Genomic DNA, 25,856 nt, shown 5'->3' with positions numbered 1-25,856 from the left:
TCATGCCCAAATTATTTTTTTATTGTGGTGTGACTGCCCATGTACCTTGGTGAGTTGTTACAATCCCGTAATAATAATCTCGATTTATTTCGAGTGATCGCTGCTGTACTGGTTATCTATGGCCATGCGCCGCTATTCGTACCGAATCAAGCAACGCAGGATTTCGTGTACGATATGCTGCGTTTTGATTATTCGGGCTCACTGGCAGTAAAATTCTTTTTCATGCTAAGTGGATTATTGGTTACCCAAAGCCTGTTGTTGCGCCCCGCTATTAAACCCTTCCTCGTAAAACGCGCCGCGCGAATATTCCCCGGTTTAATTGTCTGTTTGTTGGTTAGCGTTTTTGTTGTAGGCATGGTGCTTACCAGCCTGAAAACATCTGCCTATTTGCAACACCCGCAAACCTGGAACTATCTGTTACGTAATTCGCTATTATTTTCCCTGCAATGGAACTTGCCCGGTGTATTTGAAAACGCCAATACTTCCGTCGTTAATGGTTCGCTGTGGACCTTACCGATAGAAGTCCTCTGCTACATTTCGTTGGCTGCTTATTCGGTAACGGCTATGCGCTATAGCAAACGTCTTGCGTCGCTTTTGTTGTTGGTTCCCATCGGCGTATTTCTCATTGAAAATCCGCTTGTGCTTAATTATTTTGCTGCATTTAACGATGCGCTTATGCTCGGTGGTTGCTTTTGCATAGGGACTTTTTTTGCGCTTTATCAGCAACAGATAGCAATTAACGCGAAAGGCGTTGCTCTGGGGGCAATCGCGCTGGCATTACTCTGGTCTTCGCCGTTACAGATGCTCTGCTTTTATTGTGTGTTCTTCTACGTTTGCCTTTATCTCGGCAGTACAGGAACCGTTAATCGCTATTTAAAAATTCCGGGTGATCCATCCTACGGAATTTATATTTACGGCTTCGTCATTCAGCATCTGGTCGCCCAGTTGTTACCCAATCAGAGTCTTATCGTGAATCAATGGGGCGCGGTATTAATTGCTCTGCCCGTAGGGTACTTATCCTGGTATTGCGTGGAGCGCCCGGCCTTGTCATGGGCAAAAAATCGATTTGCTAATCAGAGCTAAGCAGCGTGCAAGGGCTTTGTGCTTTCAAGAGAAAAGTGGCCCTGAATGGATTAGAACTGGAAGGTAACATATTGATTTAAAAGAAAAATAACACTGTTCTAAGTGCCAAAATATACAAATGGCATACACAAAACCGCGTTTTTCGTTTTAATCTATAAAAATAGGGGTTTTTAAAAACCCCGGTTTTCGCCATACCCTGCCAAAAACCTGAAATATGCTGTTATTCACACCCCCCAAAATGTGGGCTATCCTGCCCTAAGTAGAACGCTTGAGATCACTTTGGCTTTGCTAGGCACACCATGGAACCCCCTCACCGGATGACTGTGATTTTTTCCGCTGTTTATGTTCCACCCCCGTGCAAATCCTTGCATCAGCCCTAATGAAATTTGAATAAATCTGCATAATTTTTTGCAAGCGTTTTCCTATGGCCCAGCCCTAGCACTGTGCGGCTTTGACCGCTGCAAGAGTGCGCATTAAAACCCACACATAAAGAGCGCGGGCGGGGCGGGGGTCTGACCGCGCGCGAGGAACTGCAATCGGTTAGCGCATGCAGAGGGATGGATTGCAATGAGAAAAAATATTTGGGATGGCGGATTGGGTTTTGAGTGAGCCAGGGGAACTAGTGCAGCTACATTGAATTCCCGTTTAGTTTTTTTGATAAAGGGCTGGTGGTGTTGCTAACCGCTTAGTACCAAAAGCGTGCTGCCGGTCAACAACTCGGTAACTAATTAGGACTAATTGTGCCGTATAACTCCGTAATTAATTAGGAATGATAGGTAACCTGTTGTTTAGCATGGATTAAATCGAATGATAGCTAGTCCATTTTTTGGAGTTATACAGCGCAATAACAAATTGGTTGGAATAGCTTTCCGCGGGTTATATAGTTGGTGCAATTTAATAAACTGTTAGGCAGGGAAATTGAAAATCAATAAAGAATTTTTAAGAGTGTTTTTAGTTTTAGGTTCCATATTCTCATGTGGCATGCTTGCACTTAGTATTTTGCAGATTGTTAGTGAAATTTATGCATCCGGCGAAATCTCCTTTCGTTTCAAAATTATTGTTCCCGTATGTTTGCTTGTTTTCACTTTAGCTGCGCATTATTCGGAAACCACTTTTTTTAAAGTATTCGCTAAATTAATCGCTTGCACTGCTTTTTTGTTACTGTTTGGTGTTGCAGGGTATGGAATTCGGAGTGTGACTTACGTTTTATTTAATGAAACTACTAGTTTGGGTCTTTGGCAAGGTGTGGTGCTTTTAGTACCTAGTGCAATCGGCATGTATGGTGTTTTGAAGTTATTAAAGTCAACTTGGTTGAATTAATGCCTAACAAAGCAATCAAACGGATGATTTTTAAGTTGCATTTTTTTCCATTCCGCTTCGCTCCATTTTATAGCAAAAATGCAACTTAAAAACCACCGTTTATCGCAACTACATGAACTCCCCTAAGTGTCAAGCTAAGGCTGCTTTTGACGTTCAGATATAGACTGCATGTCTACATTCGGTTTACTTGTGGCAAATAAAATTGCCTGAACCAAGATGAGTATTCGCTGGGAGCTGCCTCATTCGTTAGACGATCTTGATGATCACCGCGATAAACAGGCTTTGGCTCCCCCGGTCTGACCTGATTGTCATCTGCTACCGTCGCAGGACTCGGTGGGTTGCTATTCACTCTTCGGTGATGAATAGCACTTAACTCGTTTTAACCTTTACTGATTACTGCTTTTGCTGTCGCTTTTTCATTTCTAATCACTCTCGATAGTTTTTGATTTTCTTTGCGGTTGTTTTAATTGGCCGCTATGACTTTGTAATCTTCCTGCTTAACCATCAGCGTCCAAATAAGTCGTGCGTTTCTTGCTGCCATTGCGACTACCGCACGCAGATAGCCTCGCCGTGCAATTAATTCGCGCGCCCAGCAACTGATTTTATCTTGCTTGTCTTTCAGGTTGGCAAGCACCGAACGTGCGCCGTGCACCAAACACATTCGCAGGTAGCGATCTCCTTGTTTGGTAATGCGGCCTAACCGTACATTTCCACCGGTTGTGTGTTGCCTGGGAACCAATCCGAACCATGCTGCAAACTGGCGGGAATCTTTAAACAACGATGGATCTGGTACGCTTGCAACAACGGCGGATGCAACTTGCTCGCCTACGCCCGGGATGGTGAGCAACCGTTTTGCAACCGGATGATGATGCGCTTGCTTGTGAAGTTCGCGGTCATAAAACAGGACTTGTTCGTTGGCGATTTTGATGCGATCCCACAGATTACTAATCATTTGCCGTGCGAGCATGGGTAAACCGTTGTTGGCATCTTCCAAAATAAGTGGAATTTCCCGTTGTGCGGGATAGCGCCCCTTGGGCATGACGATGCCGAACTCGCTCAACAATCCGCGCAATTGATTAATCAGTGCCGTTCGCTCGGAAACCAAGCCCTGGCGAACCCGATGTACACAAAGTTGTGCTTGTTGTTCGGCGGTTTTGATCGGGACAAACCAAATGTTCGCACGACCAACGGCTTCACAAATGGCTTCGGCGTCGTTGTTGTCATTCTTGCCGCCTTTGCGAAAGGGGGCGATAAATTTGCTGGCGATAATGCCAACCTTGTGACCCAGTTTGGTAAATTCCCGCGCCCAATAGTGTGCGCCACTACAGGCTTCCATACCAATCAAGCAGGTCGGGCACTGTGCAATAAACGGCAGCAGTTTGGCTCGACTGAGCGTTTTGCGTAATACGACCTTGCCGTGCTGATCCATGCCGACCAGGCTAAAAGAAGTTTTCGCCAAATCAATACCGAGTGTTGTAAGATTCATGGAAATCGCTCCTCTGGAGGTTGTGACATCACCGATAATTTACGCCGGCACAGGGCTGCGTGTTAAGAGGGGGAGTTCATATCATTCATTAATGAGTACGAGAATTTGAATATTTACACTAAGTTTAAAAATGTATTGGTTTTGTCTATATTTTCTGCCTTTCTTACGGCATGTTGTGGCCCTTGCTTTGCACCTTGTAATCCATTTCATAAAGACAAGCCTGCAGAGACAAAACCAAATTCACTTGAAGAAAAGCAAAAATGAAGCATATTTTAAGTCTGGTTTTGCTGTCCCTCTGCTTTGCCACTCATGCAGAAGATTTAGATTTATCAACTAAGCAAGAAATAGAGCATTTGTTTAATTATTTGAAAGACTCAGGTTGTGAATTTAATCGGAATGGTACTTGGTACGGCTCATCAGAGGCAGTAAATCATCTAAGAAAGAAATATGACTATCTGGTAGGGAAGGGAATGCTTACATCTTCTGAAGCATTTATTCAGAAGGCAGCCTCCGAAAGTAGTATGTCCGGCAAGCCCTATCAGGTTAAATGTGCAGAGAAAGAAGTAGTCCTAAGTTCGCTATGGTTTACAGCTGAGCTTAAGAAATATCGGAATAGCCATAGTCGCTAACAAACGTTTTTTGTCAAAATGGCTATAAATAAATTTTAACAATTCGCTCCAACTGATGGTTTGTGCGAGGCATTTATTTGGCATTCACTTCGCTCATTTTATGCCAAAAAAACACCCCACACAAACCACAGTTGAGCTAGGCGTTAGGAATGGAAATGAGCAATATCGAAGTTTTTGCAAAACAAACGAAAAAGAGAATTATCTACTCAGCCATCCTCATCGGTTTGCTCATATCGGCGATGCTATTGCGTTATTTTTATGAAAGCTCCTATATTTTCACTATTCGAGTAGACATCATCGCAAGTGTGCTACAAGTTGCCGCATTACCTTTTGCATTCTTATTAGTAAAGAACCTAAAGTGTCCCTCTTGCAAAGAAAATGCTGGGAATGGATGGAATATAAAGAATGCAAAAACTGCGGGGAGAAGCTTAAATAGAAAGGCTCCTAACAAGCGGTTGCAACGCCGCTACAGCGCTTCGCGCTTACAAACTGCGGTTGAACCGAACGTTAGAAAGGGAAAATATGAGCGACTATTGTCCTTACTGTAAAGCCAGGATTTCTTGGCGCGGGCCAAGAATCGAGACGTCAAACGTTCGAAGTGGAATATTAAATCAAAGGGAATCAAAATATTTTTGTAACACCTGCAGCTCAGAACTGGAGCTGGTAAAGTTTAAGCTAGAAACAATTTTTGAAATAATGGTTATGTTTGGAGTTTGTTTCATTTCTCTTTCCGGATTTTTTGGGTTTAATGCTAAAAGTAATCTAGGCTATTCTATTTTTACACTAATATTTATATTGGCTGTTGTATGGCTCTACTTAATTCATAAACATCAGCACTATAAGCTCAGAGAATAGTTATACTGGTTTCTATTTATCAGTATCATTTTAATAAAATAAAGTTAGCTAACATGCATATAAAATTGGAAATATTTCTAACAAGTCGCTCCGGCATAGTGCGCTTCGCGCACTCGACAGTTTGTAAGTCACCTTTTTGTGGTTTTGCTCCGCAAAAGTATTCCACAAAAAACCAACTTACAAACTGCGGCTGAGCTTAACGTTAGGGCAATCAAAAATGCCAAGGTTATCTATATACTGGAAAATATTTCTTTTCGTTCAGCTGTTTGCGGTTGTTTCTTGGGCTATTTGTGGGTTTATTAAATCAGAGCTTGGCATATTTTTTTGGAGCACTCAATTTATAGTTTTTTCGCCTGGATATTTTTTCTTAGCTGAACACATTGAAAATGTTTTTTGGAATAAAGGTCTTTCGCTTACGGCTATCGGAGCATTGGTAACTGCTGGAAACATAATCCTAAATGCAATCATTTGGTTTCTTATTGGGCGAATTTTCAACTTAGCATTAAAGCTAAAACATAAAGTTATTCTGAAGTAAATTTGATTTTTTTGGTTTTCAAAGACCACCATAGTTTTGTGTTCGGTGTTTTTCTCTATAATTAAAGTGTGCCCTCCCTGCTTACTAACAAGTTGTAGCTCGCACGCTTCGTATACTGGACAGTTTTTAGACTGCGGTTTTATGGTTTTGCTGCGCAAAAGTAATCCATAGAACGACAACTTACAAACTGCGGCTGCGCCTAACATTAAATCTACCACCATGATTCGAAATATTTCTACATTCTTCATCATTTTTCTGATGATCTTCGCTATGCAGCAGTGGGTAGTTACGTCAGATAAAGTAGCCGTTCTGAATGAAATCTCGAGAATTAAAACAGAGCAAGCCTGCACTGCAATTGGAGGCAATATGAATTCCGTTTGTTTGAGCGGAAACCAAATGTGCATTGTTGAATACAGCGATGCAGGTCAACCCTGTATTAGTGGAGCGCAGTGTAATGGGGAATGTCGAACGCCAATGGAAAAATCAAATAGTGTCTTCGCGCTAGGACGCTGTTCGTCTTCGAATAATCCCTGTGGCTGCTGGGCAAATGTAGAATTTGGAATTGTACAGAGAGGTATATGTGCAGACTAAAAATTTAGCAAGTCGCTCAACGTACTTTGTGCGCTCGACAGTTTTTAAGTTGTTTTTTTGGGTTTTGCGACGTAAAAGGTTTCCACAAAAAATAAACTTACAAACTGCGGCTGAGCACGGTGTTAACTTCTAGGTGCGCGCTGGTCATATAAGGTATTGTAAAAACGTAGTGCTGCTTGCCGACCAAGACGATGAAAAATTTATCGCTTTTGCGGGGTCTGGTGAATTAACCATTTTAACTTTTGCATCTGCACGCAGGGGAGCTTTCTATGTCGCGGTTGCGTGATGTGTGGGGAGGGAAGTGGCGCACCTGACTGGATTCGAACCAGCGACCAACGGCTTCGGAAACCGCTACTCTATCCAACTGAGCTACAGGTGCATATTTAAAATTGCGCGCTACTCCTTTCGCGTTGCTCAAGTCCTGCCAAACAATTCTTGTTTGGCGTTCGCCTGCGCACAAAGCTGCGCTTTGTAAACGCTTGGCTCACCCAACTGAGCTACAGGTGCATAACGCGAAAGCTTGCGCGGGTTGCGCAAGGCCCGCGATTTTACTGATCTTGCCGGTGATCGTCCACCGGCGATTTTGAAATTAATTTCCTGCTAATTCCTTGATGTTCAGTTCCCGCGTGATTTGGGTCGAACCCAGGCTTTGGCTCATGGTGCCGAAGGGGAAATCGTTGATCATGTTTTCCAGGCGCGGCAGGCAGCGCTTGAGGTTGGTGTAATGGCGGAAGTTGCTGAACCAGCTGGCGTTAGGGACGCGCGGTTGGTCCGGGTCTATTTCCCAGGGGTGCAGGTAAAAAATTTGTGGCTTGGATTCGTTGTTGCTGGCGCGTTTAAACAGCCAGCGCGACAGTGCGTAAGGGTATTGACGGAAATAGCCACCACCAGCAGCAGGCACCGATTGGCCTAATACTTTTGCCGTCGTGAGTGGAAACTCCAGCAGCGGGGTGCCGCTATTGGTAATGATGCGATAGGGCTCTTCCGGGCTGCCGGGGATGCCGTAATTGTCGTGGCGGGTGGGGAAGATGCTGGAGTCCCAAGTGAAACCGAGTTCGGCCAGAATATCCAGCGCCCATAAGGATTTGCGGGTAATGGAATAGGAGGCGGCGCGATAACCGGTTACTGGTGTTTGCGCCAGCTCTTCCAGAATTTGCTTGGACTTGGCGGTTTCGGCGCGAAATATCTGCGGTGTTTGTTTGTAAATTAACTGGTGGCTGTAGCCGTGCGATGCAATTTCATGCCCCTGGGCGTGAATTTTTTTGACCAGCTGCGGATAGCGCTCTGCCACCCAGCCCAATATAAAAAATGTAATTTTGATATTGGCATCATCGAACAGCTGCAAGAGTTTTTCGGTATTGGCTTCTACCCGTGACGGCCATTGCGGCCAGTCTTCCGGCTTGATCACATTGGCAAAGGCGGCCACGTGATAATAGTCTTCAACATCCACGGTCATGGCATGGGTGATGGGGGCTTGGGTCATTGCACTACTCGCTGGCTCAAATGGGCGGTTTAAAACAAAACGGCATCTTGCGATGCCGTCATGAGCAAATCGTCTGGTGCTGCTGGCTTAAACTTTATAATAATCGCGATACCATTTCACAAAGCTTTCAACACCCACTTCAATAGGCGTGCTCGGTTTGTAATCCACGTCTTCAATAAGTGCGTCCACGTTGGCGTAGGTGTCAGGCACATCACCGGCTTGCAGAGGCAGCAGGTTTTTGATGGCTTTTTTGCCCAGGCAGTTTTCCAGTACTTCGATATAGCGCAACAATTCAACGGGGTTATTGGAGCCGATGTTGTAGATGCGGAAAGGCGCTTTTGAGGTCGCTGGATCTGGCTTGTCGCCGCTCCAATCAGGATTGCGCGGTGCAACATGATCCAGCGTGCGGATTACGCCTTCAACGATATCGTCGATGTACGTGAAATCGCGGCGGTGGTTGCCGTAGTTGAATACGTCGATAGGCTCACCGGCGAGAATTTTCCTGGTGAAAATAAACAGCGCCATGTCAGGACGACCCCATGGGCCATACACGGTAAAAAAGCGCAGGCCAGTAGTGGGGATGTTGAACAAATGGCTGTAGGTGTGCGCCATCAACTCATTGGCTTTTTTGCTCGCCGCATAAAGGCTTACCGGGTGATCCACATTGTTGTGAACCGAGAAAGGCATATTGGTGTTAGCGCCGTACACGGAGCTGCTTGAGGCGTACACCAGGTTCTCGGTGCCGAAGTGGCGGCAGCCTTCGAGGATATTTAAAAAGCCGGTGATATTTGCATCAATGTAAGCCTGCGGATTCTCCAATGAATAGCGCACGCCGGCTTGCGCAGCAAGGTTAACAACGCGATCCGGCTTGTGAATTTTAAAGGCGTTATCGATGGCGGCCTTGTCTTCCAGATTACAGCGAATATCAGTAAAGCCGCTATTTGCCGTGAGGTGGGCAAGGCGATCTTTTTTAATTTGCACATCGTAATAATCGTTGAGGTTATCGATGCCGACTACCTCATCACCGCGCGCCAGCAAGCGTTTTGCCAGCGTAGAACCAATAAAACCAGCCGTTCCGGTAACTAACACTTTCATGAATAAATCCTTGGGAAATTAAAGTCGAGCGTCTACTGCGTCTTTGGGCAAAATATGTTTAACATCGAAGAGCACGTGGTTGGCTTTGCCTAGTGCGCGAATCGCATTCACGCCCATCTCGCGGAAAGCGTCGTGGCCGACGCAGAGGATGATCGCGTCGTAGCTGCCCGCCTGAGGTTCTTGAATTAATTCCAACCCGTATTCGTGCTGCGCTTCCGTATTGTCTGCCCAGGGGTCGTACACTGCTACGTTGGCGTTGTAGTTGCGCAGCTCATTAATAATGTCGATCACGCGCGTGTTACGCAGGTCCGGGCAATTTTCTTTAAATGTAAGGCCCATGATCAATATGTTCGAATCGACCACGTGGCATTTGCGCTGGGTCATCATTTTTACGACTGACTCGGCAACAAAAGTGCCCATGCCATCGTTGATGCGGCGCCCGGCCAGAATAACTTCGGGGTTGTATCCAACCTGTTGCGCTTTGTGCGTTAAGTAATAAGGGTCAACGCTGATGCAATGGCCGCCTACCAGGCCCGGACGGAAGGGTAAAAAATTCCATTTGGTGCCAGCGGCTTCAAGCACTTCGAGCGTATCTATATCGAGGCGTTTAAAAATCAGCGCTAATTCATTAATCAGTGCGATGTTGATGTCGCGCTGGGTGTTTTCGATAACTTTAGCGGCTTCGGCAACTTTAATGCTGCTGGCTTTGTGGGTGCCAACGACAACGATGCGGCGATAAAGTTGATCGACGTATTCAGCAACGTCCGGGGTTGAGCCGGAGGTAATTTTGGTGATGTTGTGCACGCGATGGTGCTTATCGCCCGGGTTAATGCGCTCAGGACTATAACCGGCAAAAAAGTCGACATTAAATTTCAAGCCGGAAATTTTTTCGATGATAGGAACACAAATTTCTTCGGTACAGCCCGGGTATACGGTGGACTCAAACACGACAATCGCATTTTTGCCGATAACACGCCCAAGCAATGCCGAGGCTTTTTCCAGCGGGGTTAGATCCGGTTGTTTGCTGTCGTTAATGGGGGTTGGAACCGTAACGATATAAACATCGCAACCTTTGATTGCCGTTTCGTCAGTAGTGTAGTTGAGATGATTGGCTTGGCGCAGCTCGTCGGCATTGAGCTCCAGGGTGCTATCGATACCCTGATGCAATGCATCAACGCGAGCCTGATTGATATCAAACCCGAGGGTTGCGATTTTTTTTCCGAACTCCACAGCGAGCGGCAGGCCGACGTAACCTAAACCAATAACACAAAGTTTGGGATTGCTTGCAAACATGAGGGGTTTCCTTAGCGAAACGGGATCCAAAGGTGCGCTAAATTACCATATTTTTTGTGTCATTTTGCGATTGTCGGAATCAAAGCCTCGACATTTTCTTCGGAAATGCCGGGAATTGTCGTTAAGCTGACAGAATTACGTCATGAGTGGTCGAGCTTTTGTCACAAAAGTCGCTATACTATGCGGCCGTCATTATTGCTCACTTGAAGGAATCGGGTTTGTCTTACATTCGACTCAATAAGCACTATATCCACTTGCCCTACTTGTTCCTTGGGATGGCTGAGGCCTGTTTGCTAGGTGTTGCAGCCTGGATGTCGCAGTTTTTTATTGCCGAGCAACCTGTTGTTACTTCCAATTGGCCGCAAATTATCATTTTTTCTGTGTTGCTGTCCTGCTGCACCCTGTCAATGGGCGTCTACCTTGCATTGGTACGCGAGGGCTTTAGCAGTATGGTGTTACGTACCCTGGTCAGTTTTTTTCTGCTGGGCAGTTTGAGTCTATTCATTATAGGGGTGATCTTCGGTGAAGAACTGATTCCCCAATCCCTGATATTTTGGGGCGTGTTAATCGCTACTGGCTTGGTTGTTATAACGCGCTTTATCTTTCTCAAGGTGGTGGACACCGATCAACTGAAGCGACGTGTAGTCATTTATGGGGCTGGTGTCAGAGCCAAAAAATTGCTGGAAGATCTTGCGCCTGAAATGTCCGTGCTGGGCGTTACCGTTGTCGGTTGCATACCCAGTGAGAATGAATCTATCGAAGTTGATCCCAAGCTGGTAATTGCAGAGCCACGCGATTGGCTGGCCTATGCCCGCCAAGCTCAAATTTCGGAAATTGTAATTTCACCGGACGAGCGTCGTCGCAGCTCAGGCAATGCATTTCCATTGGGGCAGTTTCTGGATTGTAAATTAGCGGGCATTGTCTCCAGTGATTCGCTTAGTTTTTGCGAGCGGGAGCTGGGCAAGATAGACATCAGCCTGCTGCAGCCGAGCTGGATGTTATTCTCTGATGGGTTCAAGTATTCCAAGCGCCGATTAATTGCCAAGCGATTGTTTGATTTGGTGTTGGCTTCTTTATTCTTCCTTGTGCTCTGGCCGTTTATGTTGTTAACGGCCATTGCTGTCCGGCTTGATAGCCCGGGTCCGGTGTTGTATCACCAGGTTCGGGTCGGTTTAAACGGTAAGTCTTTCCGCATCTATAAATTCCGCAGTATGCGTCAGGATGCAGAAAAGAACGGTGCTGTTTGGGCCAAAAAGAATGATTCACGAGTGACTCGTGTCGGTTCTTTTATTCGCAATACTCGCCTGGATGAATTGCCCCAGTTATATAACGTACTGGCCGGCCATATGAGTTTTGTGGGGCCTCGTCCTGAGCGCCCTGAATTTGTTACAGAGCTTGCAAACCAGATTCCATTCTATGAAACTCGTCACAAAGTGAAGCCGGGTCTTATGGGGTGGGCACAATTAAAGTACCCCTACGGTGCTTCAGTGGATGATGCCCGGAACAAGCTCCAATACGATCTTTATTACACCAAGAACCATAGTTTTCTGATGGATATGCTCATCATGATTCAAACGGTCGAAATTATCCTGCTGGGCAAAGGCGTTCACTGATCTTCGTAGTCTCGGTAATTCAGTCCCTTACATATATCAAGGAGTAGCGAGTGAAAAAAGTTATTAGTAGTGTTTTCGTTATTCTGGCTGCTGCTTTTTTATTGGTTGCTTGTAGCAGTACAAAACCTGTTGGTGCACCCGAGGCAACTACCGGCGCAGGGACCTTACCTGAATATCGGATAGGTGTGGGTGACTCATTACAAATTAGTGTTTGGCGGAATCCTGAATTGTCTATTGGCGTTCCTGTCCGGCCCGATGGAAAAATTTCCATGCCATTGATTGGCGATATTATGGCTGCAGATGCAACCGCTACCGAGTTGTCAGCAGTGATTGTAAAAAGCCTTTCCAGTTATGTTAGAAACCCGCAAGTCACCGTAATTGTTACCAATCCCAGCAGCTCTGATTTCCAGCGCAGAGTGCGTATTACCGGTGCTGTCCAATCACCGCAATCAATTCCATTTCGTGAAGGTATGACGGTGCTGGACCTGGTGTTAATCGCAGGTGGCCCCAACGATTTTGCGTCAGCGAACAAAGCCAAATTGTATCGCAATGTAAACGGCCAGGTTCAGGTATATAAAATCAAGTTGGATGATCTTATTAACGACGGCGACCTGGAAACGAATTACACCCTGCAGCCTTCAGATATCGTCAGTGTCCCTGAGCGCGCCTTCTGATAGATTTTGCAAACAATCGACATAATGTCAGAGAGATTTCATGGATAAAGCTTATCTAAAAGATATGTTGGTGGCGCTGAGGGCGGAGTTAATCCGTTTTCGCTATTGGTGCGTTGTGCTGTTTATTGGGGTGGCGTTTGCGTTTCTTGGCGTTGGTTTGCTCTGGCCAAAAACATATACCACCAGTGCCGTATTATTTGCTGACGTTACCAATATTATCGAACCTCTGCTGAAAGGACGTGCAGAGGTTACCAAAATAGATCGCAGCGAACAGGCAGGGGAGGTGATCTATACCCGCAATAATATGTTAGCTGCTGCCACTGCGGCCGGGTTAGTGTCCAAACAGTCTGATGAAGCGCAACAGGATAAAGTTATTCGCCAGTTGCGCGGTGCTATCGCGATTCGCAAAGAACGCAATAACAACCATTTCACCGTTAGCTATAGCGCCAATAATCCCGACCGCTCTTTTGAAGTATTGAATTCAATTGTTAATGTCTTTATTGAGGATACCGCACGCAAAAAACGTGAGGAAAGTGTTGGCGCATACAATTTTATTGATGCACAGGTGCAGACTTATAAAAAGCAATTGGAGTCGGCTGAAGAAAAGCTAAAAGACTTTAATGCGCAAAATACTGATGGCAGCGAAGAGTCTGTTAGTAATCGCGTTGCAAGTTTACGTCAGGAAATAGAGCTGCTGAAAATTACCATCGAAGAAACCCAAGCGCGGATGAATACCATCCAGCAGCAATTGGGCAGTGAAGGTCAATATTTACAAGCTAAGGGGCAAGTGGATGAGTTGCGCCAACGTCGTGCAACCCTCAATGCTCAACTGGAACAATTGCTGTTGAGTTATCAGGAAAGTTATCCGGATATTATTTCGTTGCGTGCGCAGATTGCTGATCTCGATACGTCGATAGAAAAAATGCAATCTTCGGGAGCAGTGTTCGGAAATTCTGACAAGGTACAAAATCCTTTGTATGAAGAATTGCGCAAGCAATTAGCAGACTCCGATGTTAACTTGCGCACTCAAAAGCGCAGAATGCAGTCGCTGATTAGTCTGCAAGAGCAGGAATTTGCTCGCCAACAGCGAATTGCCTCCAATCAGGCGCAGTTGTCGGAGTTGACGCGCGATTACAACGTCACTAAAAAAGTGTACGAAGAAATGTTGCAGCGAAAAGAGGCAGCAAGGCTGTCGATGACGCTTGATATCGAGGGGCAGGGTGTTAGCTATCGTATCCAGGAGCCAGCATCGTTCCCGCTGAAACCGTCAGGGATCACTTTTATTCATTTTGCTATTTTGGGGCCAGTCGTCGGTTTAATTATTTCTCTGGGATTATTGGTCGTCTATGTATTGTTTGATCCACATTTCCGTTCTGCACGCACTTTGCAGCGTCAGCTACCTCCAGATATCGAGCTTATCAGCGTAATACCTCACTACAAATCGCCATTGGGTGAGCGCCTGTTTAAAAAAGACATGTTGTTGATTCTTATCATTCTCACTGCATCTATGGCCGCATACATTGGTATCGCGGTGTTTTGGCAGATTGTAAAAAGCTAATTCATTGCGAGGCCAGCGGGTAATTAACATGGATAATGCGAAGCAAACGAAATTGAATGACTTGATTGCCGATGTCGATGAATTGGTGGAAACCAGTGGGCAATTGGTTAAAACCGCCGTGATGGAGCATCGCAAGCGTGAGCAGATTAAAAACATGGCGCTGCCCATGCTGTGGTCCCAAGACGAGCTTTACGAAAAGAAAATTGTATTCACGGGTATGCGTCAGCGGGATGTGCTCAACGCTTATCGTGAAGTAAGAATACGTTTATTAAAAAGAAGTAAATCGGACAATATCGTTGTGTTGGTATCATCTGTTGCCGGCTTGGCGGAGTCCACGGATTTTAGTTTCAATCTGGCCGCTACATTTGCGTTGGATCAACATAAAACCGCCTTGTTTGTTGATTGCAATCCCTACAGTAAAGCTGCAGAGAAATATGTAGTAATGGATGTAGATGATGGATTGACGCAGTATCTAAATGATTACACTGTCCCCCTGAAGAAAATTATTTATCCCAGTGGTATTGAACGTTTGCGCGTAATTCCATCGGGTGGCTCAAGTGAGTCAGCAGCAGAGTTTTTCAATTCAAAACGCATGGAAGTATTTGTTGCGGAAATTAAATCCCGCTACCCCGACCGTTTTATCGTACTTGATGCTCCTTCGGTACAGTATTCAACGGAAGCGCGGATCCTGGCTCGTTATTGCGATCATGCGCTGTTGGTTGTTCCTTTTGGCAAGGCGGTTACCGATGAAGTGTTAGCGGCGGTTGACGCGGTAGGAAAAGAGAAATTTGCAGGTTTGGTTTTCAATAATTGATAAGGATCACCATGTTATATGAAACAATTTCTGCGAGTTAAGCCTGGTGCGTTACTGCTCTCCGTGATGTCAGGTATGGCCAGTGCCCAGCAGTTTGGCGGTCATATTTCTGCATCCTCCGGTGAATCCGATAACGCCTATAAATCAGAAACCAGGTTGCTAACTGAGCGACAAGATACCTATGAAGTTGCTCTTGCAGGTGATTATACCAACCAATTTTTAAGCGGTACTGCAGAATATACCGGGTTGGATCGGCGATTTGCCGAGCATTCTCAGGAAGATGTGCGTACCCTTGATGGTGCTGCGTCGTTAATGCTAGGGGCTCCCACTGACCCTGTTGATCTTCAATTAAAGCATTCGCGCCATACCTTATTATCGGCCCCGGACGAGATAAATGTTACAACCAATCAAGACGAGCGCGAGATAGTCAGCGTAATTCCAAGAGTTAAAAAACGCATCTCCGCTGCAGACATGGTGTTAGCCTCCGCAGATTTTACACAGATCGATTTCACTAAAAATGAATTGAATAACTCCAAGCGAACAACAGCGGCCTTATCGTGGATTAGGCGGGCATCAAAAGTAAGTAATATCAACTTACAGGCACAACAGTCAGATATTAAATTTGATAACTTCGATTCAGCGGATTATCGCTATACCAATGCCGTAGTCGTTTATTCAACGCAACTGCGCAATTTATCGTATTCGTTAGCGGTCGGTTACAACCGTAGTGAACGAGATTCGGGCGATAATTACGGTAGTCCAACCTATGCATTTAGCACGAGCTATAAAACACCGCTCCATTCATTTAAGTTGATGTCCAGCAAGGCAATCACTGATTCATCGATGGGAAATGGAAATGTTCGAGGTGTTAACCAAAACCCTGACAACGACGGTGCATTTAAAGTTGATCAAATTGAGCGAGTGAACACAGAGGTTTCCTGGGGAACGCAAGCTCTCTGCATTAAATGTACGCTGAGTTTGTCGCTTCATCAGAATAAAGATGATTACTTGTTGTTACCGGATGAAGGGCGGCAGGAAGGTGGTTCAGCTTCGTTTACTTATTCATTTACTGAAGATATTAAGGCTTCCTATAAGGCCAGTGATTTGAGGCAACGCTTCGTTGGATCCTTGATCGGCAGGGATTATGACTACAAAACCCAGCGCCTTGAGTTAGCCATTGGTATTGTTGAAAGTTTTAGTTTTCGCGTTTTTATGGAACTTGAAGACCGGGATTCAGATGATAACGACAGAACCTACAATGAAGAGTTTGTAGGAGCTGCTTTATCATACGCGTTTTAATGCGGGTAAGCTGGAGCTGTTAGCCAGAATAATAAATTGCGATTTGCGATGTCGCGACAATTAAAAATTAATGTCTATTGAGGATTTGGGGGCGCCCATGAAAAAGTTTTTGATGATGCCGTTGTTATTAGCAGCAATGCTAACAGTCGGGTGCAGTGACAAAAAAGCCGAGGTTGCAAATGAGGTGGCTCGTCACACCACATCAGCAAAAACTTATAAACAACAGGGTCAGTTAAAAGCGGCAATGCTTGAAGCGCGTAATATTATCCAGCTTCAACCGGAAGATTCCGCGGGATATATATTACTGGCTGATATTTATAATGACTTGGGCGCAAGCTCGGTTGTTTATAAATTGCTTGAGCCAAAAGTCGAAAAAATTCCTGCTGTTGCAACGGAGCTTGCGCAAGCTTATTTGAACGGGAAAAAATATCGGTCAGCTTTAAATGTGATTGCGGAGCATCCTGCGAGTGATAAGGAAGGGCAGTTGCGCCAAGCGAAAATTGCCAGTTTGTCCAGTATTTATCTGGGTGAAAATGATGCGAGCGAACAATACCTGGGAACATTAAAGCAACTAAACGCCCCTGCAGAGGACGTAGCATTGGTTAACGCGACGGCGGCCTTGGCGCAAGGCAAAGCCGAAACAGCGTTGGAATTATTAAATGCTGCCTTACAAACTGCACCGGAAAATGTAGAAATCTTGCAAATGCTGGGCAGTGTCAATTTATTCAATAGAAAATTGGACGTTGCCGAGACTCACCTTACCAAGGCACTGGGCCTATTGCCTAAAACAGATATACAGACAAATCAACGCCTAAGCGTACTCACGTTACTGACCGAAACCCTGATTCAATTGGGTCGTACCAGTGAAGCTTACACCTATCAGAAGGTAATCGCTGAGGCAAATCCAGATAGCAATGCTGCGCAACAGCGCTTTAATGAAGCTATGGAGCTTTTCCAGCAAGGCAAGCTCGATGAAGCGGAAAATATTTTGCGCGAATTACGCGAACAATTTCCCAATGATAAAAACACGGCGACCTTGCTTGGACTCGTAGAGTTTCGTAAAGGGGCAGATGACAAAGCTTCATCATTGTTTGATGAGTTTATCGATCCCGAAACGGCGACCCCCACCATTATTCAAGCTGCTGCGCTAGTAAAATATCGCAACAATCAAATGGATGATGCAATTAAGTTGCTCAAAGCAGCAACGGATAACCAACCTAATAACGCCGCTATTCTTGCTACCTATGGTCTGGCACTGCTGGACCAGGATGAGAAGAGTGCGGATGGGGCCAAGGCGCTTGAGAAAAGCCTTGCACTGGATCCAAAGCAGCAGCGTATCCGCATTGCGCTCGCGAAAAGATACATGGCCTTAAAGCAAAATGAACAGGCAATAGCGCAATTGCAGAAGGCCTATCAGGAACAGCCACTGGACCTTATTATCCAACAGACATATCTAAAATTACTGTTCGATAACGGTGCCGCTGAGCGAGTAAAAGAAGAGGTGGAATTATTCAAACAAAAATTCCCCGAAAATGCTCGCGGCCATTTTATTGAAGGTTGGTATAACGTCGAAGAGAAAAATTACACAGCCGCGCAACAATCATTTGAATTGGCCGCTGCGGTTAAAAATAACCCGGAGCGACAACTGGCTTATTCAGGCTTGGCGCAGGTGTATGAATTACAAAATCAACCGCAAAAAGCAGTTGCCAGCTGGCAAATGGCGATAGAAGCTGATCACAGTATGACAGCTGCTTATGGTCGTTGGTTGGCTCTGATGCAAAAACTGAATCGCCAGGAAGAGGCTTTGGAGTTTTTGCGCACTTTGGAAAGTGGCAGTACCAATTGGCAGCCATCCGTTTTGCTATCTCAACTTGAGTTGCAGAATAATAAAATTGATAAGTCAATTGAGTACATAGAACATGCACTGAGCCGCAGTAATGAGGCAACCAATGTAAAGCAGATCGCGGCACGCCTCTACCAGGCTCAAGGTGTCCTGTTGCGCAAGGATAAAAAATTAGCAGATGCGCGTGCAGCCTTTCTCCGCGCCGTAAAACTGTTCCCGGAAAATGCGAGTTTCCTGAATAATCTCATCGAGGTTGAGCTTGCAGATAATAATTTTGCGGAGGCGCAAAAATTATTGGATCAGTTTGTAAAAACCGACGAAAACGAGGCCGAACGTCTTTATTTGCAGGCGAGCATTCGTATGGCTGAGAAGAAGGTGGACGAAGGCTTAACCTTGTACAGAACCGCTTGGGGATTGAAACCTTTAGAGCCAGTTGCGGAAGCTATCTATGGCATCTATCAGATGCAACAAAAAGCGGATTTGATGGCTTCTTTTGGCAAAGAGTGGGCAGAAAAAATTCCCGGCAGTTATCGCGCAGCTTTAATCAATGCGATCAATGCCCAGCAAGCCAATAACCAAAGTGAAGCGCTGACATGGTATGAAAAGACCATTGAATTAGCTCCAAAAATGCCTGCGGCATTAAACAATCTTGCGTGGATGTATCACGAGAAAAAAGACCCGCGTGCCGAGGAGATGGCGAAGCGCGCCTATGAACTTGCACCAAACAATCCCGCAATCCTGGATACCTATGGCTGGATTTTGGTTGAGAAAGGAAATGTTGCCGAGGGTCTGGAATATCTGCAGCGGGCCGCCAATGCGGCACCCGACAATAAAGAAATTCTTGATCACGTAAAGGAAGCTCAAAAGCGCAAGTAACTGCAGCTAACTATCTAATTATGTCGCCCGGGACAATGAGCCTGTTTAGAACCTTGGCCTGGGTGCAATCCTGGGTGGATATTTGGGGATCGCACCCTCGGGTTACGCTGATTGACTTGGGTGGGCGACGCAATCCGTTGGAAATGGTCTATCTGCTTGATCATCGAATTAAAGGAATAATTCCGGTAACCAGCCTTGTCGTGGTTGGTAATGGCTTTGCCGATTTCAACTTGCCGAGGGCTGAATACAACAATCTGGACTCGCTCTTGTTGCTTGCGGGTGGTAGGGAGCAATTGTTTAAGGAGCTAATAAGGCTGCCATGGAACCAGTGGGCACTAACTGATCTCAGCCCTGGTGTAATAGACGAATCGTTCTCCGCGCTTTCAGAAAAATTCGGTGCGAAAGTCATAGCGCCCAAGGTTGAAGTTTCTTACCGTATTAAATCGGATGAGATTTCCAGATACAAAGCGCAACTAAGCTCCTCGGTACGGGCAAAATATTTCAATCGAAAATCGAAACTGAGTGAATATGGTTGTATCGAGCTCCTAGAGCTTTCTTCTACGCAGGATTTCTTTCAGCTACTGAATGAGTTTCATCGGCTTCGTTGGGGGCGCCCTTGTTATTCGCCCCAATCCATGGAATTCCTTTCACTATTTATAGAACGTATTCGTGGTGAGGGTGGACGGCCAATAATGCAGCTACTTCAGGTGGCTGGCGAGACCGTATCGGTATTGTTTGATGTCGTTTGGAATGGCGTGCGATACAATTTTCAATCAGGTTATTTTGAAAATAAGTTCCCGCAAATTGCGTTGGGTTCTTTGCACTTTGGTATTGCAATTGAACAAGCGTTAGCTAACGGGCTGGCCTATGACCTACTTGCAGGAACCGGGAAAAATTCCAATTACAAACAAAAAATTGCCACTGATGAAATCAATATGATTTCCACTGTTCTGGCGCGAGGATGGCTAAAGCGGCTCTATTGGGCATATGGGAAAAAATAGTTCCTCCAGTTAACCAGATCTGGCCCATTACAAAAATGCACCTGTGGGCCTGAATAAAAACTCTATTGAATCACAATCACTTAATATGGCTTCTACATCTCGACTCATGTTGCGTGGTGCAACATTAAGAGTCATAAAGACTCTGGCTGGCATCATCATTGGATTCCTGATGATGCCGTTTTTATTAAATGAACTCGGCACCCATCTGTATGGACTATGGATCACAATAGGTAGTGTGGTTGCATCCTATTATTTATTGGATTTGGGTTTCTCTCAGGCCGTTACCCGCTATGTTGCTCGTTACATCCACCAGAAAGACTATGTAGGTGCGAATAGAATAATAACTACATCGCTCCTAATTTATTCCGGATTAGGCCTGCTTGTCGTTATCTTAAGTTTTTTTATAGCCCGCTTTGGCGTTGATCATTTTGTTCAAAATAAAGATGACATTCAGTTAGTTCAAATCTTACTAATCATTAGTGGCATATCTCTAGCGTTTGAATTTCCGGCTAAAGCGTTTCCGGGGGTCATTAGTGCCTACATGCGTTTCGACACCATTGCTATCGTTGGTTTAATTAAGACTATTGCGGATGCGCTATTTATATACGCTGCGATTAAAGCAGGGTATGGTTTGGTTGCAATGTCCTTGATTGTATTTTGTACCAGCATTCTGAGCACGGTGTTTTACGTTTATTACTGTACCCGCATTTTTGCGGACTTAAGTATCTCGATAAATCATTTCGAAAAAGGGACGGCGAAAGAGCTTTTTCACTTTAGCAAGTGGGTTTTTGTCAACGATCTCAATGCGCTGTTAAAAGGCAAAATGGATATATGGTTCATTGCCTATTTCACAACATTGTCTACGGTAACTATCTATTACGTTGCGGTAAGGCTTGTGGAATATGCGGTCCAGTTCTTGATTCAGGCTACCGGAATGTCTAGTCCTTTGTACGCCAAGTACCACGCGTTAGAGGACCATGCAAAGCTCGCCTTTGCTGTTGAGTTGTTTCTAAAGATAAACATTATTCTCGGTTCAGTTATCTCAGCCGGATTCTATATCTTAGGAGACAACTTTATTCGCCTGTGGATGGGGTCGTCGTTCGAAGTGAATACCGCGTATATTTGTCTCGTCATCATCGGTTGCGGCCGAATGATAAGCTTTATGACATATCCCTTTGGAAGCCTGCTCCTGACGGTAAAGCGACACGACATAACAGCAAAAGTTGCGATCGCGGAAACTATTCTCGCAGCGGTTCTAAGTATTGTATTAATTCCTCGTTTCCAATTAATGGGAGCGGCAATTGCAATCGCGATCCCATTGGTCCTGGGCCGCGTATTTGTAATAAGTGTATACGCTGCCCGGTTTGTAGAAATTGCCTGGCCAAAGCTTATCGCCCGCATAATTATATTTATATCAATAGCAGTAGCCGTATCCATTTATCTTCGTAACCTTGTGACTGCGACGGATAGCTATATGGGCTTCGCGATTATGGCCGTCGGTACAGGGGGGGTGCTGGTGTTGATTGCAGTTCTTTCACTGTTCAATCTGAGTGATATGAAGTTTATTGTTAGTAAGTTGAAATCCGGGGTTAAGCGTTAACCTACGTTATGCGAGTTTCTATGAAAAAAGTCTCTATTGTAATGCCTGCATATAATTGCGAGCGGTTTATCGGAAAAACCATCGAGTCAATATTGCAACAAACCTACTCAAACTTTGAGTTACTGATTATTGATGACGGCTCAACCGATGGCACCAAGGCAGTAATAGATTCCTATAACGACGATCGCATCCGTTATTTCTTTCAGAAGAATCATGGCGGCCCTTCGAAAGCAAGAAATAAGGGCATAGATAGCGCATTGGGTGACTTTATTTTTATTTTTGATTCTGATGACCTAATGCGACCAGAGAAATTGGAAAAGTCCGTTGCTGCGTTAGAGAGCAACCCTGAGGCAAATATTCTTTGTACAAGATTTTCACTAATTGATGAGTCGAATGAAATTTTAAGAGACGATTATTTAAGGGAGTATACGACTCTAAGTGCGTTGATTGGCACGGAAGAGGTTGATGGTAGGGCATATTACTTGAGTAGCCGCGAGCTTCTTCCGACAATCATAAAGACTAACTTTATTGGGACTTCGAGCGTTGCCTTACGAAAAACTGCGTTAACAGCTGGTGACCGATTTGACGAGAATCTGAAAAACGCCGATGACAGATTGATGTGGATTCAATTGTCGTCACAACATAACGGAATATTTTTGAATTCAATTTTACATGACTACAGGGTGGTTAAGTCTGGTATCACTGGGCAGGGAATGTTAAAAAAAGGGCCTAATAAAATAGCCGCGCTGGAAAAGGCGAAGGCTTTCTGTAAAGAAAAAGACCTTATAAGTCTTTTAGACAAGGAGATATCAAATAATTACCTTTCAATGTCCAGAGAGTCAAAAAATAAAAAAGATACCAAAATGCAACGAATTTATGCGAAGCAGAGCATTAAATATAATCCAAATTACAAGGCTTTGAAGCTATTAGTTTCTTCCTATGCCAAAGGAATTATATGAATTACCTTCCTGTTCCTCATCAGCAAGCGCGGATCATCTATGTGTAGGGCAAGTGTTATTGTGCCAGTTTACAATGCAGAAAGTTACATTGAGGAAACGCTCAATTCTATTTTGCATCAGGATTTTTCTGACTTTGAGATAATTGTTGTTGATGATGGTTCAACAGATACAACGGGCGATAAGGTAAAAGGTATTGGCGATCCGCGGATTAAGTATTTCAAACAAGAAAATAGCGGTGGGCCTGCTGGGCCGCGAAATGTAGGCATTCGGGAATCTAAAGGCGAATATATTTTTATATTCGATGCGGATGACATCATGGTGCCTGAAAAGTTGCGTCTTTCCATAAGTGCTATGGATTCTCACCCAGAAGCGGATTTGCTATTTACAAACTTTTCGACTATTGATGAGGAAGGGAACCAATTAAAAGCAGATTTTCTTAAAGATTACGACACCTTGTGGAAATTGTTGAAGGGCGATTTTAACGATTCAGTGGTTATTGCGCCTGAATTAATTTGTCCCGCCCTCGTGCGGGTAAATTTTATTGGAACATCCAGTGTTGCTTTAAGAAGAAGCGCGCTTCTTCCAGTTGATCAATTTAATGAGTCGCTAAAAAATTCAGACGATAGATTATTTTGGATACTATTTTCATTGACTCACAAGTTCATTTTTTTAAACAAAATTTTGCATAAGTACAGAATTTTGAAGAATAGTATAAGTAATCAGGGCTTTATTCGTAGGGGGCCAAGTAAAATTCACGCGCTTACTATAGTTCGTGATAAGTTAGTTGACCCAGAGCTCGTTAGGCTCGTTAATAAGCAGATTGCGAATGACTATGTGTCTATGGCCTATGCGTATAAACAAAAAGGGAATAGGAAGGAACAACGGGAAAATGCGTTGAAAAGCATGGCTGCAAAAATGAATATAAAAGCACTCAAGTTGCTGATTTCTTCGATGTATTAAATTCAGTTACTGGAAACAAAAGCATTCTACATATGGCCAGCTCAAATACCCGTTACGGAATTCTTGACCCATTGCGCTTTTTTGCAGCGATCGCCGTAATTTTCTATCACTATTCTATTCACTTTTATGGGAGTGAAAGTGCTTTATACCAGGTAAGTAAATATGGGTATCTAGGAGTAGATTTTTTCTTCGTGTTAAGTGGCTTCGTTATTATGGCTTCTGCGCAGAATAGATCTGCCTTTGAATTTGCGGTCGCGCGCGCTCTAAGAATATACCCAGCATTTATTATTTGTCTCTTGCTAACAATCGCGGCATTGACGTTAGTTGGGGGGCAAGCAATCCCCCTGAAGGATGCCATTTTTAATGCTTTGATCGTCAATGATTATCTTGGTATAAAAAATATCGATGGTGTGTACTGGACCTTGCAGGCAGAACTGAAGTTTTACGGTTGCATTTTTATATTGATTTTTTTGGGTGTTTTGAAAAAGTGGCAGTACTGGCTATCTATATGGATGACTATGGCAGTGATGCATTTTTTTATAAAACAACCATTCTTTATGGGGTGGTTCATTAACCCAGGGTACTCATTTTATTTTATGGGTGGGGTATGTGCGTATTTGCTTACCAAAGAGCCAAAAAATATTCTTGCTAACGCCATATTTTTTGTAAGCCTGATTTTCGGTTTTTTTTGTGCAAAAAGCCAATCCCAACACTTCCTGATTTCGGTCACGGAACAAGAGCGAATAGTTGCTGGGGTTGCGGTAGTTGCCATTTTCTCTTTCTTTTATTTGCTTTCCCGTGGTTACTTTTCGCTATCGAGCAATAAATTTCTATTGGCGTTAGGTGCTCTAAGCTATCCAGTATATCTGCTGCACAATATGGCAGGAAAAACTTTCATTGATGCTCTAAGCGCTAAGGAATCCCTGCCGTTTTGGATAATGGTCGGAATAACCTTGGTAATACTGACTTCATATCTTGTAGTAAGAGTTGAAGAAAAAGTCAGATTTAGTTTAAGAGGTTTAATAAAAGTAAAATAGACTAGAGGCTTGTGTGATTTCTAAATTTCAAGCGGATTGCCTTCAAATGAGGAATTAAAAACGGTGCTTTCGCACCGTTTTTAATTATTTATTCTGGCGTTGGTGTAAGTGGTTCAGGGCTCGGATAAGCATTAGACACCTCGCCTAAAGAATTGATTACATAGAGATATGCAACGCCGCTCGAAAGCTTAAAAGCGTTTATCTTGCGAAGATTTACCTTGATAGATGTGGGCGTCCAGTCTTCAGGTTTAACATATTGAATGTGCTTAACGGTACACTCAGCATAGACTTTAGAATCACACATCTCTACTCGAGCGGGTGTCGTTGCGATGTATAGATCATCGAACCAGGCTTTTGCGGTAGTGTAGAAACCTTGGGCAATGTGTCCCAGACGAAAGTCTGTGAACTCACCATTCACGTGCCGAATCTGATAAGCCTTGTTATCAATACCCAGCTTTCCATCTAGCCAAACTTGCACAACACCGTTCTTTTCAGTGTAGGGTGTGTTGAGTTTGGTAAATATCTCCCAGCGCTGCAGTTTTCCGTTAGTGTTTCCCCAAGTCCAGCCTAGGGTGTTGATATTGTTTGGGTTCGGATTACTAGCACTAATTGCGCCAGTGCTAACATTGTTATAAACCCCCCACCTATCCTGTCCCCCCGGAATAACTGGCATTAGCTGTGGCATTTGAGAGTTGTTACCATAGAGATAAAATTGTTTATGGTTCGCTGTAGAAGCAACAAAGTTACCCGTCATTAGTCGTCTGTACGTAATGTAAAGTTGATTGTATGGCCCTTTTCCCGCCCAACCAAATGCGCGAATCGTTTCAGGGTCTATTGTCCAATCGACCTTCATCGTATTTCCGGTGTCATCTTCCGTTGGGGTTTTGGTTACAACTATACCTTGTCCGTTGTAATCGTAAATGGCTGACCAAGTGTGCCCAACAATGGGTTTTAAACCGTTAACTTTACTACCGACGGGGTGGCTTTCAAAATCATCCCAGCTAACAATTTCCCCATCAAAGCTGCCAAATCCGCTACCCGTAATCGTTAACGGACCGCCATCAGTTTGGCTGGTTGTCGTAATTACCGGAGCTGCTGCTAAAAGGCTTGCCGGGGTGAGAGCAATTACAAGGGTAATGAGTTTTTTAATAAAGATATGTGGCGTTTGCATATGTTGTGATCTCCTGCAATTACTCATTAAGCGTAGTACCGAAACCGGATTATGTCTTACACTAATGTAGTCTATGCGACT

General features: G+C 44.5%; 21 protein-coding genes and 1 tRNA gene. 15 read left to right on the top strand and 7 right to left on the bottom strand.

Annotated elements, in window-relative coordinates:
• Window positions 1-39 precede the first annotated feature (39 nt).
• Both D0C16_RS15545 and D0C16_RS15540 read left to right on the top strand, forming a co-directional pair.
• Window positions 40-1,083: an acyltransferase gene (locus D0C16_RS15545; protein WP_151033199.1), complete on the top strand. Its 1,044-nt coding sequence runs from the start codon at window positions 40-42 to the stop codon at window positions 1,081-1,083.
• Window positions 1,084-2,001: 918 nt separating this feature from the next.
• Window positions 2,002-2,403 carry a hypothetical protein gene (locus D0C16_RS15540; protein WP_151033198.1) on the top strand — a complete coding sequence of 134 codons (402 nt, stop codon included), beginning with the start codon at window positions 2,002-2,004 and terminating at the stop codon, window positions 2,401-2,403.
• A gap of 463 nt (window positions 2,404-2,866) precedes the next feature.
• Here D0C16_RS15540 and D0C16_RS15535 read toward each other — a convergent pair whose 3' ends face one another.
• Window positions 2,867-3,889: an IS110 family transposase gene (locus tag D0C16_RS15535; RefSeq protein ID WP_151033197.1), complete on the bottom strand. Its 1,023-nt coding sequence runs from the start codon at window positions 3,887-3,889 to the stop codon at window positions 2,867-2,869.
• A gap of 260 nt (window positions 3,890-4,149) precedes the next feature.
• Here D0C16_RS15535 and D0C16_RS15530 point away from each other — a divergent pair, with 260 nt between their 5' ends.
• Together D0C16_RS15530 and D0C16_RS15525 are read left to right on the top strand one after the other, a co-directional pair.
• A complete protein-coding gene (locus D0C16_RS15530; RefSeq protein WP_151033196.1) occupies window positions 4,150-4,518 on the top strand; it encodes a DUF5329 domain-containing protein in 369 nt (122 codons plus the stop codon).
• A 155-nt stretch (window positions 4,519-4,673) separates the two neighbouring features.
• The gene (locus tag D0C16_RS15525) at window positions 4,674-5,066 is read left to right on the top strand and encodes a hypothetical protein (protein WP_151033195.1); all 393 of its coding nucleotides are present in this window, start codon (window positions 4,674-4,676) and stop codon (window positions 5,064-5,066) included.
• Window positions 5,067-5,706: 640 nt separating this feature from the next.
• Here D0C16_RS15525 and D0C16_RS15520 read toward each other — a convergent pair.
• The 5 genes from D0C16_RS15520 to tviB all read right to left on the bottom strand — a co-directional run bounded on the left by D0C16_RS15520 (window position 5,707) and on the right by tviB (window position 10,370).
• Complete coding sequence (locus D0C16_RS15520; protein WP_151033194.1) at window positions 5,707-6,159, bottom strand: hypothetical protein; 453 nt, start codon at window positions 6,157-6,159, stop codon at window positions 5,707-5,709.
• Between the two features lie 642 nt (window positions 6,160-6,801).
• Window positions 6,802-6,878, bottom strand: a tRNA-Arg gene (locus D0C16_RS15515).
• Window positions 6,879-7,088: 210 nt separating this feature from the next.
• On the bottom strand, window positions 7,089-7,982 hold the full coding sequence (locus D0C16_RS15510; protein WP_151033193.1) for an XrtA system polysaccharide deacetylase: 894 nt from the start codon (window positions 7,980-7,982) through the stop codon (window positions 7,089-7,091).
• 87 nt (window positions 7,983-8,069) lie between these two features.
• Window positions 8,070-9,077, bottom strand: a complete 1,008-nt coding sequence (locus D0C16_RS15505; protein ID WP_151033192.1) for an NAD-dependent epimerase — start codon at window positions 9,075-9,077, stop codon at window positions 8,070-8,072.
• 18 nt (window positions 9,078-9,095) lie between these two features.
• Complete coding sequence (gene tviB, locus D0C16_RS15500; RefSeq protein WP_151033191.1) at window positions 9,096-10,370, bottom strand: Vi polysaccharide biosynthesis UDP-N-acetylglucosamine C-6 dehydrogenase TviB; 1,275 nt, start codon at window positions 10,368-10,370, stop codon at window positions 9,096-9,098.
• Window positions 10,371-10,588: 218 nt separating this feature from the next.
• Here tviB and D0C16_RS15495 point away from each other — a divergent pair, with 218 nt between their 5' ends.
• The 11 genes from D0C16_RS15495 (at window position 10,589) to D0C16_RS15445 (ending at window position 24,604) form a co-directional block, all read left to right on the top strand.
• Window positions 10,589-11,983: a TIGR03013 family XrtA/PEP-CTERM system glycosyltransferase gene (locus D0C16_RS15495; RefSeq protein WP_191968510.1), complete on the top strand. Its 1,395-nt coding sequence runs from the start codon at window positions 10,589-10,591 to the stop codon at window positions 11,981-11,983.
• Between the two features lie 101 nt (window positions 11,984-12,084).
• On the top strand, window positions 12,085-12,657 hold the full coding sequence (locus D0C16_RS15490; protein ID WP_151034952.1) for an XrtA/PEP-CTERM system exopolysaccharide export protein: 573 nt from the start codon (window positions 12,085-12,087) through the stop codon (window positions 12,655-12,657).
• Window positions 12,658-12,697: 40 nt separating this feature from the next.
• On the top strand, window positions 12,698-14,215 hold the full coding sequence (locus D0C16_RS15485) for an XrtA system polysaccharide chain length determinant (RefSeq protein WP_151033190.1): 1,518 nt from the start codon (window positions 12,698-12,700) through the stop codon (window positions 14,213-14,215).
• 28 nt (window positions 14,216-14,243) lie between these two features.
• Window positions 14,244-15,029, top strand: a complete 786-nt coding sequence (locus D0C16_RS15480; RefSeq protein WP_151033189.1) for a polysaccharide biosynthesis protein — start codon at window positions 14,244-14,246, stop codon at window positions 15,027-15,029.
• Window positions 15,030-15,047: 18 nt separating this feature from the next.
• Window positions 15,048-16,328 (top strand): hypothetical protein, encoded by a 1,281-nt coding sequence (locus tag D0C16_RS15475; RefSeq protein ID WP_151033188.1) that lies wholly within the window; start codon window positions 15,048-15,050, stop codon window positions 16,326-16,328.
• Between the two features lie 97 nt (window positions 16,329-16,425).
• Window positions 16,426-19,047, top strand: coding sequence for a tetratricopeptide repeat protein (locus D0C16_RS15470; protein WP_151033187.1), 2,622 nt, complete (start codon window positions 16,426-16,428; stop codon window positions 19,045-19,047).
• A gap of 35 nt (window positions 19,048-19,082) precedes the next feature.
• Window positions 19,083-20,048: a GNAT family N-acetyltransferase gene (locus tag D0C16_RS15465; protein ID WP_191968509.1), complete on the top strand. Its 966-nt coding sequence runs from the start codon at window positions 19,083-19,085 to the stop codon at window positions 20,046-20,048.
• A 43-nt stretch (window positions 20,049-20,091) separates the two neighbouring features.
• Entirely contained in the window at window positions 20,092-21,648 is a 1,557-nt protein-coding gene (locus D0C16_RS15460) for an oligosaccharide flippase family protein (protein ID WP_151033185.1), read from the top strand.
• Between the two features lie 20 nt (window positions 21,649-21,668).
• Entirely contained in the window at window positions 21,669-22,607 is a 939-nt protein-coding gene (locus D0C16_RS15455; protein WP_191968508.1) for a glycosyltransferase family A protein, read from the top strand.
• A gap of 60 nt (window positions 22,608-22,667) precedes the next feature.
• Window positions 22,668-23,567, top strand: coding sequence for a glycosyltransferase family 2 protein (locus D0C16_RS15450; protein ID WP_191968507.1), 900 nt, complete (start codon window positions 22,668-22,670; stop codon window positions 23,565-23,567).
• Between the two features lie 32 nt (window positions 23,568-23,599).
• A complete protein-coding gene (locus D0C16_RS15445) occupies window positions 23,600-24,604 on the top strand; it encodes an acyltransferase (protein WP_151033182.1) in 1,005 nt (334 codons plus the stop codon).
• 88 nt (window positions 24,605-24,692) lie between these two features.
• Here D0C16_RS15445 and D0C16_RS15440 read toward each other — a convergent pair whose 3' ends face one another.
• Window positions 24,693-25,775, bottom strand: a complete 1,083-nt coding sequence (locus D0C16_RS15440) for a hypothetical protein (protein WP_151033181.1) — start codon at window positions 25,773-25,775, stop codon at window positions 24,693-24,695.
• Window positions 25,776-25,856: the final 81 nt, after the last annotated feature.

It is taken from the genome of Cellvibrio sp. KY-GH-1 (assembly GCF_008806975.1).
Lineage (GTDB): Bacteria > Pseudomonadota > Gammaproteobacteria > Pseudomonadales > Cellvibrionaceae > Cellvibrio.
The sequence above is the reverse complement of the archived record's forward strand: the minus strand, read 5'-3'. Positions and strand labels throughout refer to the sequence as shown.

Bases quoted from the DNA above. Each gene is read 5' to 3' on its own strand.
- D0C16_RS15525 (WP_151033195.1), top strand. From the start codon at position 4,674: ATGAGCAATATCGAAGTTTTTGCAAAACAAACGAAAAAGAGAATTATC.
- D0C16_RS15505 (WP_151033192.1), bottom strand. From the start codon at position 9,077: ATGAAAGTGTTAGTTACCGGAACGGCTGGTTTTATTGGTTCTACGCTG.
- D0C16_RS15485 (WP_151033190.1), top strand. From the start codon at position 12,698: ATGGATAAAGCTTATCTAAAAGATATGTTGGTGGCGCTGAGGGCGGAG.
- D0C16_RS15440 (WP_151033181.1), bottom strand. From the start codon at position 25,775: ATGCAAACGCCACATATCTTTATTAAAAAACTCATTACCCTTGTAATT.
- D0C16_RS15535 (WP_151033197.1), bottom strand. From the start codon at position 3,889: ATGAATCTTACAACACTCGGTATTGATTTGGCGAAAACTTCTTTTAGC.
- tviB (WP_151033191.1), bottom strand. From the start codon at position 10,370: ATGTTTGCAAGCAATCCCAAACTTTGTGTTATTGGTTTAGGTTACGTC.
- D0C16_RS15465 (WP_191968509.1), top strand. From the start codon at position 19,083: ATGAGCCTGTTTAGAACCTTGGCCTGGGTGCAATCCTGGGTGGATATT.
- D0C16_RS15480 (WP_151033189.1), top strand. From the start codon at position 14,244: ATGGATAATGCGAAGCAAACGAAATTGAATGACTTGATTGCCGATGTC.
- D0C16_RS15475 (WP_151033188.1), top strand. From the start codon at position 15,048: ATGAAACAATTTCTGCGAGTTAAGCCTGGTGCGTTACTGCTCTCCGTG.
- D0C16_RS15520 (WP_151033194.1), bottom strand. From the start codon at position 6,159: ATGATGAAGAATGTAGAAATATTTCGAATCATGGTGGTAGATTTAATG.
- D0C16_RS15510 (WP_151033193.1), bottom strand. From the start codon at position 7,982: ATGACCCAAGCCCCCATCACCCATGCCATGACCGTGGATGTTGAAGAC.
- D0C16_RS15530 (WP_151033196.1), top strand. From the start codon at position 4,150: ATGAAGCATATTTTAAGTCTGGTTTTGCTGTCCCTCTGCTTTGCCACT.
- D0C16_RS15470 (WP_151033187.1), top strand. From the start codon at position 16,426: ATGAAAAAGTTTTTGATGATGCCGTTGTTATTAGCAGCAATGCTAACA.
- D0C16_RS15445 (WP_151033182.1), top strand. From the start codon at position 23,600: ATGGCCAGCTCAAATACCCGTTACGGAATTCTTGACCCATTGCGCTTT.
- D0C16_RS15545 (WP_151033199.1), top strand. From the start codon at position 40: ATGTACCTTGGTGAGTTGTTACAATCCCGTAATAATAATCTCGATTTA.
- D0C16_RS15455 (WP_191968508.1), top strand. From the start codon at position 21,669: ATGAAAAAAGTCTCTATTGTAATGCCTGCATATAATTGCGAGCGGTTT.